We start from the raw sequence: 9,837 nt of genomic DNA, 5'->3' as shown, positions 1-9,837 counted from the left end.
CTATCGCCGATTCCGAAGAACCAGCCGCACTCGCCATCAAGCGCCCACACTTATCGGCTGTTAGTTTTTAAAGAGCATTTGCGCAGTTATTTGCTTCGCTATTCGCTTGCTTTCTTGCGCGCCGTCATTCAACGGGAGGCGAATTATGCGGGGCTATTTCGACCACGTCAAGCGCCTTTTCCAAAAAAAATAATCGGGTCATTTCGGGCGGCAAATTCGAAGCCGAGCAGCGGCGCGTGTCACCGGCGTCTGTGCACGTCAGATCGCACGCGCGCACGAAGAATTGACCAGGCACAACAACGAGGCGATGGCATTGGGCGGCAATTGACGCTCACCGGTACGATGTCGGCCGGTCACACGATTCAGGCGTCCTTCATCGCGCGCTCATCCCGCGCTAATTCTCATCTTCGATCATGTGCGCAGTCGCATGGTCGAAGCAAAGCCGCCCGACTGCCACCGTGACCGGTTTGAAGCGCAACCTGCAACCTGGAGACAACTCAGATGAGCACCCTCGCCGACCGCAGCGTCCCGACATCCACGAAAACCGGACGATATGGTCTCTTCGTCTGCCTGATGGCGGCGCTCGCCGGCCTGCTGTTCGGCCTCGACATCGGGGTGATCTCGGGCGCACTGCCTTTCATCGCGAAGCATTTTGTTCTGAGCGATCGCGCACAAGAATGGATCGTCAGCTCGATGATGGTAGGCGCGGCGATCGGCGCACTGGGTGCGGGCTGGCTATCGTGGCGTCTCGGACGCCGCTATGCGCTCGTGCTGGCGGCGATACTCTTCATTGCGGGATCGCTATGGTCCGGGTTCGCGGCGAGTCCGGCTCATCTGATCGGCGCACGCTTGCTGCTGGGCCTCGCGGTCGGAATGGCGTCCTTCACCGCGCCGCTTTATCTTTCGGAGGTTGCGCCGCGACAAGTACGCGGCGCGATGATCTCGACGTATCAGTTGATGATTACCGTCGGAATCCTGGCCGCCTTCCTGTCGAACATCGGACTGTCGTACGTGGCCGACTGGCGCTGGATGCTCGGCGTCATCGCGATTCCCGCCGTCTTCTTCCTCGCAGGCGTGCTCGCCCTTCCCGATAGCCCGCGCTGGCTGCTTCAGCGCAACCGCGCCGACGAAGCGCGCGCCGTCCTTCAACGCTTCTACGCCAATCCCGCCGACGTGCAAGCCGAACTCGAGCAGGTCAACGAAGACAACACGCGGCCCCAGCGAGGATGGAGCCTGTTGCGGCAAAACGCGAACTTCCGTCGCTCGGTATTGCTCGGAGTCGTGCTGCAGGTGTTCCAGCAACTCACCGGCATCAACGTCGTGATGTACTACGCTCCGCGCATCTTCGAACTGGCCGGCTTCGCGACTCATGAACAGCAACTGTGGGCGACAGTCATCGTCGGCCTCGTCAACGTCATTGCGACCTTCGGCGCGATTGCCTTCGTCGATCGTTGGGGCCGCAAGCCGATCCTCTATGCGGGATGCGCCATCATGGCAATCGGCATGTGCTCGCTCGGGTTCCTGCTGCATGCCGGAGTCGCCGGCCTCACGGCACAGATTCTGGCGGTCGCGTCGCTGCTGCTTTTCATCGCGGGGTTCGCCATGTCTGCCGGCCCGCTCGTTTGGATCCTGTGCTCGGAGATCCAGCCGCAGCAAGGGCGCGACTTCGGCATCGCCGTTTCGACGCTCGTCAACTGGGTCGCCAACATGGCGGTCGCGGCCACGTTCCTGAGCTTGCTGTCGACTGTCGGCGAAGCGAACACCTTCGTGCTCTATGCGATCCTCAACGTCATCTTTGCGGTCGTCGTGTTCTTCTACGTGCCCGAGACGCGCGGCGTTTCGCTCGAGAAACTCGGCAACGATCTGATGGCCGGCAAGCGTCTGCGCGATCTCGGGAAGAAAAACTAGTTTCGTCGTTCGATGGAAATCTTCACGGGGCGGATATTCCAGATCCGCTCGCAATATTCGTGAACCGCGCGGTCCGAAGAGAACTTGCCTGCATAGGCGGTATTCAGGATGGACATGCGAGTCCAGCGCCGCTCGTCGCGCCAGGCGGCGCTCACATCCTCCTGACGCGCGACGTACGCGGCATAGTCGGCAAGCACCAGAAACGGATCGTGGTGCAGCAGGTTGTCGACCAGCGGACGGAACATCTCTCGATCTCCGCGCGAGAAGTGCCCGCTGCCGATCAGCTCCAGCACTTCCCGCAACGTCTGATTCGCATCCGCATAATCGGCCGGACGATACCCTTCGCGCTTCACGCGTTCCACTTCGTCCGCATTCAGGCCGAACAGGAAGAAGTTTTCATCGCCGACTTCTTCGCGCATCTCAATATTCGCGCCATCGAGCGTACCGATGGTCAACGCGCCGTTCATCATGAACTTCATGTTTCCGGTGCCCGAAGCCTCCTTGCCCGCGGTCGAGATCTGCTCGGACAGGTCCGCAGCCGGGTAAATGAAGTGTGCGTTCTTGACGTTGAAGTCCGGGAAGAATACGACTTTCAGGCGGCCGTTCATCGCGGGATCGTCGTTCACGACTTCAGCGATGCCGTTGATCAGCCGGATGATGAGCTTGGCCATCGCGTAGCCAGGCGCGGCCTTGCCGCCGAATACGAAGCAGCGCGGCGTCAGCGCGAGTTGTGGATCGCGGCGCAGACGCATGTACTGCGTCACGATGTATAGCGCGTTCAGATGTTGCCGCTTGTACTCGTGGATTCGCTTGACCTGTATGTCGAACAGCGCCGCAGGATCGACGACGATGCCCGTCGCGCTCTTGATCTTATCCGCGAGGATCTGCTTGTTCGCCTGCTTCACGTTGCGCCAGCGTTCCTGAAATGCGGCATCGTCGGCGTATTCGGACAGCTTGCGCAGTCTGCCGAGATCGGTCGCCCAACCTTCCCCCAGCCCCTCGTCCAGCAGTTTCGCGAGACCCGGATTGCTGAGCATCATGAAGCGGCGCGGCGTGACGCCGTTGGTCACGTTATGGAAGCGCTCGGGCCATAGCTCGGCGAAATCTCGCAGCACCGTCTTTTCGAGCAGTGCCGAATGGAGCGCGGCCACACCGTTGATCGCGTGACTGCCGACCGTCGCAAGATGCGCCATGCGTACGCGCTTCGTGCCGCTTTCGTCGATCAGCGACATGCGCGCGATCCGCGCTTCATCGCCGGGATATCGTTGGCGGACATCATCGAGGAAGCGGCGATTGATCTCGTAGATGATCTCGATCAATCGCGGCAACAAGCCCTGAAACAATGGCAAGCCCCACGTTTCGAGCGCTTCGGGCAACAGCGTGTGATTCGTATAGGCGAGCGTGCGCTGCGTGATGTCCCAGGCGTCGTCCCAAGGCAGTTGCCGCTCATCCACGAGCAGGCGCATCAACTCGGCGACGGCTATCGACGGATGCGTGTCGTTCAATTGCGCCGTGAACATGTCCGGCAAGCGATTGATCGGCTCGCCCTTGAGCGCAAGCAGGCGCAACATGTCCTGCAACGAACACGAAACGAAGAAGTACTGCTGCGCGAGCCGCAAGCGCTTACCCGCTTCGGGCTCGTCATTTGGATAAAGCACCTTCGACAGCGTCTCCGAAAGCACCTTCTCGTGCACGGCTTCGTAATAGTCGCCGGCATTGAAATCCTGAAGATCGAACGACTCGACTGCCTCGCTTTTCCAGAGCCTCAACGAGTTACATGTATTGACGTGAAAACCGGGGATCGGCGTATCGCAGGCCACGCCTTTGACCGTATAGGCAGGAATCCAGCGCACATGAAAGCGGCCGGCTTCATCGGTCGAGCTTTCGGTGCGGCCACCGAAGTTCACGTAGAACGCGACGTCCGGGCGCAGGATTTCCCACGGGTTGCCCTTCTGCAGCCATTTGTCGGTGATTTCCACTTGCCAGCCGTCGCGGATTTCCTGATCGAAGATGCCGAACTCATAGCGGATTCCGTAACCGATCGCCGGGATTTCGAGCGTGGAAAGCGAGTCGAGATAGCACGCGGCCAGGCGTCCGAGGCCGCCGTTGCCAAGGCCCGGTTCCTCTTCGATCGACAGCAGCGTATCGAGGTCGAGTCCGAGCGCCTGCAACGCTTCGCGCGCGTTGCTTTCGATGCCGAGATTGATCAGGTTGTTGCCGAGCTGCGGGCCGATGAGAAATTCAGCGGACAGATAACACGCGACTTTTGCGTCGCGCGCTACATAGGTGTGCGTGGTGGCGACTCGGCGGGTCATCATCCGGTCGCGGACGGCGTAGGCGAGCGCCATGTACCAGTCGTGCGGCGTGGCGATCTCCGGATAGCGCGCCTGCAGACAGATGAGGTTATCGACGATATCGCGCTGCAGCGCCTCGACGCCAAGTCCGCTGCGCGCGGGCTCGACGCTGATCCGCGATTCGATGGTGGGCGTGTCATCCATGATCTGTCCTCTCTCCCTGCGTAGCGGGCTTCGACAAGAATGTGCCGGCTCTATGTCCGGCCGTTGACAGTGCTGCGTCATGGCGCATCGATGAATAGCATACGCCCTCAAGTCGTGCGCTTCCATGCCGTTATCCCCAAGGGGAAGGCCAAATTCGGCAATCGCGGGGCCGCGATGGCCTTCCGCTTCAAAGGCTGTCGGACCCGTTCAAGATTCCGGTCATCGCTTATTTCATTCGCTTGCCGCTAGCGCAAGTTCAGACATCAGAAAAATATGAAACGCGTCGTCGCAGTATCTGCAGTTACAGTCGTTTTGGCCGCATGCGGTGGGGGCGGCGGCAGTTCCGATAATGCGCCGAGCGCGCCCGAGGCTAACGCTGCACAAGGCCTTTATTCCGGAACCGATGCGAACGGCAACGTCGTGGGCGGCGTAGTGCTCGAGACTGGCGCTTTCTATTTCGTGTATGCGAACACGACGACAAACGCGCTAGGTCTGGTACAGGGTGCGGCATCCGCATCTCATGGCACTTTTCAGTCGGACAATGCGCGCACCTTCGACATAAGCGGCAAGGCTGCGACCGATACGCCCGTCCTCGCGGGCTACAACGCGAAGAACAGCGTTCAGGGCGTGATCTATACGAGCACGGCGAAGCAGAACAGCATCAAGTTCAACGTGGTTTATGACGCCAACTATGAACGTCCGGTGGCGCTGTCGTCCGTTGCCGGGACGTATTCGGGCGCGGCCGGATCGACGAAGGACGGCGAGACCGCCACTTTTGTAATCGGGCAGGACGGCTCGATCAAGGGTGAAGGCTTGAGCGGCTGCACGTTCAGCGGAGCCGCCACGCCTCATGGCGACAAAGACGTGCTGGACGCCACGATCACGTTTGGACCCGCGCCCTGCATATATCCGGGTGCGAAGCTTACGGGCGTCGTTTTTTTCAGCAACAGTCAGGTATTAGGAGCTTTGACGCTACCTGACAGATCAGACGCCTTCGTGGTGGCCGCTACGAAGTGATGTCGCGTGGAGTGCGCGTCGCGCACTCCCAGTTGCGGATCGGAATGCCGGCGGCCTGTTGAGCTTTGCCCGTCCGGATTTATTTGCGCTAAGCATCCCGCGCGCATTTTCACGGCCATATTATTTCGGATACCGAAGAAATATACAAGGTAGGCGTTGCGCAAGGGCCTTTCCGCCGACAACTCGCCACTTGCGTCTGACTTTGAATTTCGACGCGCCGGACGCCCGCGGACGCATTTCGGTCAGCCCGCGCGCATTCCAGACATTAAGCGCGGACGGAAATTTGAAGCGTCGAACAGATGCCTGTTGTCCCGGCTGATCGCGACATCGACTTTGCCATGCCTCGCTCACACTGAGTCCAGTAGATCTCCAATACAAAACTATGCGACCGGACGAGGTGAATATGTCTTTGCTCGAGTTTCTTGGCACGATGGTCTTCGTTGCCGTCGTATTGCTCTCGATGGTCGCGGTGCTCGACGTTTTCTTCCCGCGACTGATCCCGGTCGCGCGTGATGAGCGCTCTTCGGGATTGTCGCGCGCGCGGAAGTTCGCGAGAGCGAACGCGCGGGGACGCTGAGCCTAACTTTCAGATACCTGCGGCTCGCGCATGTTCCGTCCGAGCTTTTTCACCAGCACGCGGGCGGCAAGCAGTCTGAATGGACGAGGGAGCAAGCGGAAAGTTTGCTGATCCGCGCAGCATTTTATGAAGGTTGGTCTGGCGCATCGATGTCTTCCGTCGCCCCATCCGGAGTCGCGACGGGTGTTCTTCGCCGCGACCAGCGAAACGCCGTCTCACGCAGCTTCGACGCCTCATTGCGGACGTATCGGGCGCTACATTTTTCGTCTTATTCGTCACGATGCGGCCGTCATGCGCGTTTGGGAGCGCTCGCCGGTTCCTTTTATGCCGATACCCTGTGTTCACGCAGACGATTTCGTGAAACATCCTCCCAGATCACCCTTGAAAATGGGCCGCCAAGCCCGTCCTGTCTAGCGATCGCAGGAGTGGAAACGCGGCGTCGATTGTTTCACGAACGATCGGAGCGATCATTGTTCAGCAGCTTCCAGGCGAAGTGCTTGCTCGAGTGGCGGTGACCGGCTTCTCCGTTGGTTTCGCATCGCTAAGAGGACGTTCAGGCTTTACATTCAAGCTTCGGATGCTGGCGGGCTCCGCCTTTCCCAAGCTGCTATTCACCCACGCTGAGAGTGACTCGCATCGACGCGCTTGGAGTAGTGGCTGCGTCGTCCTCTGCGCCAAACCGGATGACCATGCGCCTGGATCGAGATCGAGATATTTCGCGCGCCTCATCTGCATCGATGGTGCGTGCCATCAATAGTCCTGCCGTTGAGACAGCTTGTTCCAATGGGAAATTGCCCCAGTCCACGAGTTCGCGTGCAAACAACCGTGCGGGTCGTGTCGATGCGCGGATGTGGGAAAGTTTGCGCCCGGGGCGTGAACGGCCGACGTTGCTGCGGAGATCGAGTGTCCCAAGTCGGGACACTCGCTAGATCAACCTAGAGGAAGTGCACGAGCGTGACTTCGCGCTGCGCGTGTCCCAAGTTGAGACACTCTTGGAGCTTCGGAAATTGACCCAGATGCCGAGCGCACCGCATCAAGACCAATTGCTGGAGGGAATCGACTAGCTGTTATCGGCAAACAACTGTGTAACCAACTCCCGAATTTGCCGTTCCTTTTCTTCGGTCAGTAATCCGGCTTTGATCTTGACCGTGAGCCCCATTGAGTCTCTCGTGATCGACCCTGCCTGCGATCCACCCGCAAAAATCTTGTCGATACTGCGATCGCTTACGGCCGGCGCCGGCTTGCGCTCGTCATCCAACGCCTGCTTGATCGCCTTGCCAAATTTCGACTGATCCAGATCGCCCGAAACGACGCGCGCCCAAAGGCCCTTGGCAATGTCGAACGCCGCCGCGTTCCGCCCGCGCAGTACCGAGACGACATTCTCCGCGGCCGTGGCTCCCAACAGGCGAGGCTGCACATCTAGATCCTGCACGACGAAATCCGGCAACTCGCCAAACGAAAGATACCGGTACAACTCGGAGCGCGAGATGCCCAACGCTTCAGCCATGCGCTTGCGGTTAGGAAATTCCTTTTCGGTCCGTCGAATCGATCGCGAGATCTCGTAGTCGCACAGATCTTCACGCGCTACGTTTTCGACGAGGGCAAGCATCGCCATCTCTTCGTCGGAAAGATCGACGACAAGAACCTTGATCGATTCCTTACCGATCATCTTATGCGCGCGCCAGCGACGCTCACCCGCCACGATCTGGTATCCGGTGCCGATGCGCCGTACAACGATCGGCTGTACGAGACCCGCTTCGCGGATCGACTCGGCGAGTTGCACAAGCTTCGCGTCGTTGAATACTTGCCGAGGCTGCCAGGGATTCGGAACGATCTCCGACACCGGCGCTTCCGACGCAGGACCTGCCTGCTCGAGTTGCGCGATGCGCTGCTGCGCCGAGGCCAACGCCGCTGCCATTCCGGGCGCAGTGCGCGGACTCGTCGCCTTCTCTTGCTGCGGATCGAGTTGGATGTCCTTTGCCGCACGCACTTCCGCGGTCTTGCTCATCATTCGGTCGCGAAGGCTGCTCATTGTCCCGCCCTCCATTGCTCAACGTACTGGTCATCGATCCATTTGCAGTAGTCGACCATCGGCTGTTTTACGCGCGCCAAAGTTTTCGCGACTGTCTCGGCCCGTGAAAGATCGAAGACAGTAGAAAAAGCCAACGCGCCATTGCTCATGACTGAACTCGCCGGAATCTCAGTGGTGTGCAACCAGTCGCCATACGCGCGCTGAGACCATGAGCGCACGACCGGCGCCGAAGATGTATTGCCATAGTCGACCCGCGAGAGAAGCACCGAAACGAAGTCATATGTTTTGTCGACTTCGTGTTCGACGAAACCATTCGCGACTTCAGCGAACAACGACCAGAACGACACCGACGAAATGAAATCGAGACTTTCGGGTACGAGCGGCATGACCATCGAATCGGCCGCCATCAATCCGTTCAGCGTCATATAAGAGAGCGAAGGCGCGGTATCCAGGATGATGTAGTCGTACTCCGCGCGCAGCGGCTCAATCCCTTTTCGCAACACCGACCAGAACTCGAAGTTCGCGTTCGTCTTCTGCGCAGTAGGCAGATGGAATTCGGCGTCGTGAAGATAGTTGTGTGCCGGAATCACATCGAGTCCGTCCCAATACGTGCTTTGCACTTTCGACGCGAGACCGCCTTCCATGTCCGGATCGTAAATGTATGGCAGGACCGTATCCTCCCAAGTCACGTCCTTTTCCGCGTACAGGCCGCACAACTCCGAAAGCGACGCTTGTGGGTCGAGGTCGATCATGAGAACCTTGCGACCACGCAAGCTCAATCCTTGGCCGATGCACATCGACGTCGTCGTCTTGCACGACCCGCCTTTAAAGTTCGCCGTGATTAACACCCTACCGCGATGTTCGCGCGTACCAGTGACAAGCGGCGTCTGATAAATGTCCGAGACCTGCTGAACCCACGTTCGGGCATCCTTCAGAGAGAAGATACGCGCACGCCCGGTTCCGTGCGTTTCACCCGGCGGGAGGTCAGTACCTTCCTTTGTCGCCAGATAATTGATCTTCTGCCGGTCGATCCCGCACATGTCCGACAGCTCGCCTATCGTAAACACGGGCGCTGTCTTCCTTGGCCGTGGTGCCAAGATCTGATCACGCAGTTCGTTCGTCATGACCGACAAACGCTCGGCGAATTCTCCTAGGTTGGAGAGCTTCACCCTTCGATTAATCCCTGGCAGTTCGCTCAAATTCATTCGGTGCTTCCTTTTTAGTCCACGGTGAGGCGTTTTCTTCACGCTCGCCGATGTTTCCACGGTTTTGGTGTAACTAGATGTCGAACCGTAGAATACTCGCCGCAGTGATGAATAGCTATTGGAATTGATCGAAATTTGCAAGCACCGGGGCGGAGGTGCAAGACTATTAATAAGATCAACCACTTATACAAGCTATCTTCAGTGATTCCCGAAACGCTCAGAGGACAGCGAAACGCTCCACGGCATCGGAAGCTCAGTGGAACGCCGGATCCCATCACAAAAAACCTCACCTCCGCGAACGTCGGCGCAGTTGGATTCCAGCGTCTCGACGGCTGGTCACAATTCACTTCACCTAAACGAAGCGCGCGGAACGCCATAGTCCCGCTGGTTAAAAATCAAATGCACCGTCTATATGAGTAAGGCCGTTGGTTAGTTATTTTTGTAAACACAAAGACTCACCACCACTAACCTCTCACGCGCACGCTCATGAAATCAACGACTTACACCCATAAGGTGAGGAAAAGTGTGCTTGAAGTGATGTTGATTGAGCGTCAAGGTGCTGTGTTTACCCCGTCAAGGTGAGATGAAGTGGACCCCAAG

At 58.6% G+C, this 9,837-nt stretch carries 5 protein-coding genes; 2 read left to right on the top strand and 3 right to left on the bottom strand.

All coding sequences use genetic code 11. The annotated features are described in order from the left end of the window. Positions 1-501: 501 nt before the first annotated feature. The gene (locus NCS02_RS33365) at positions 502-1,908 is read left to right on the top strand and encodes a sugar porter family MFS transporter (protein WP_008345310.1); all 1,407 of its coding nucleotides are present in this window, start codon (positions 502-504) and stop codon (positions 1,906-1,908) included. On the opposite strand, the gene NCS02_RS33360 is transcribed toward NCS02_RS33365, so the two are convergent. After that, positions 1,905-4,406, bottom strand: a complete 2,502-nt coding sequence (locus NCS02_RS33360) for a glycogen/starch/alpha-glucan phosphorylase (protein ID WP_250523624.1) — start codon at positions 4,404-4,406, stop codon at positions 1,905-1,907. The two genes, NCS02_RS33365 and NCS02_RS33360, sit on opposite strands and share 4 nt — an antisense overlap. 273 nt (positions 4,407-4,679) lie before the next feature. Here NCS02_RS33360 and NCS02_RS33355 point away from each other — a divergent pair, with 273 nt between their 5' ends. Continuing rightward, entirely contained in the window at positions 4,680-5,423 is a 744-nt protein-coding gene (locus NCS02_RS33355; RefSeq protein ID WP_175982393.1) for a hypothetical protein, read from the top strand. Between the two features lie 1,637 nt (positions 5,424-7,060). On the opposite strand, the gene NCS02_RS33350 is transcribed toward NCS02_RS33355, so the two are convergent. Together NCS02_RS33350 and NCS02_RS33345 are read right to left on the bottom strand one after the other, a co-directional pair. Next, positions 7,061-8,032 carry a ParB/RepB/Spo0J family partition protein gene (locus NCS02_RS33350; protein ID WP_250520481.1) on the bottom strand — a complete coding sequence of 324 codons (972 nt, stop codon included), beginning with the start codon at positions 8,030-8,032 and terminating at the stop codon, positions 7,061-7,063. Beyond that, a complete protein-coding gene (locus NCS02_RS33345) occupies positions 8,029-9,237 on the bottom strand; it encodes a ParA family protein (protein ID WP_033535672.1) in 1,209 nt (402 codons plus the stop codon). The genes NCS02_RS33350 and NCS02_RS33345 overlap by 4 nt, the downstream gene beginning before the upstream one ends. Positions 9,238-9,837 lie beyond the last annotated feature (600 nt).

The organism is Caballeronia sp. NCF2 (assembly GCF_023631205.1).
Lineage (GTDB): Bacteria > Pseudomonadota > Gammaproteobacteria > Burkholderiales > Burkholderiaceae > Caballeronia > Caballeronia zhejiangensis.
Note: the sequence above shows the minus strand (reverse complement) of the source record. Positions and strands in the feature narration are given on the sequence as shown.

What these genes read in the sequence shown, in the direction of transcription:
- NCS02_RS33365 (WP_008345310.1), top strand. Translation starts at nt 502, where the DNA reads ATGAGCACCCTCGCCGACCGCAGCGTCCCGACATCCACGAAAACCGGA.
- NCS02_RS33360 (WP_250523624.1), bottom strand. Translation starts at nt 4,406, where the DNA reads ATGGATGACACGCCCACCATCGAATCGCGGATCAGCGTCGAGCCCGCG.
- NCS02_RS33355 (WP_175982393.1), top strand. Translation starts at nt 4,680, where the DNA reads ATGAAACGCGTCGTCGCAGTATCTGCAGTTACAGTCGTTTTGGCCGCA.
- NCS02_RS33350 (WP_250520481.1), bottom strand. Translation starts at nt 8,032, where the DNA reads ATGAGCAGCCTTCGCGACCGAATGATGAGCAAGACCGCGGAAGTGCGT.
- NCS02_RS33345 (WP_033535672.1), bottom strand. Translation starts at nt 9,237, where the DNA reads ATGAATTTGAGCGAACTGCCAGGGATTAATCGAAGGGTGAAGCTCTCC.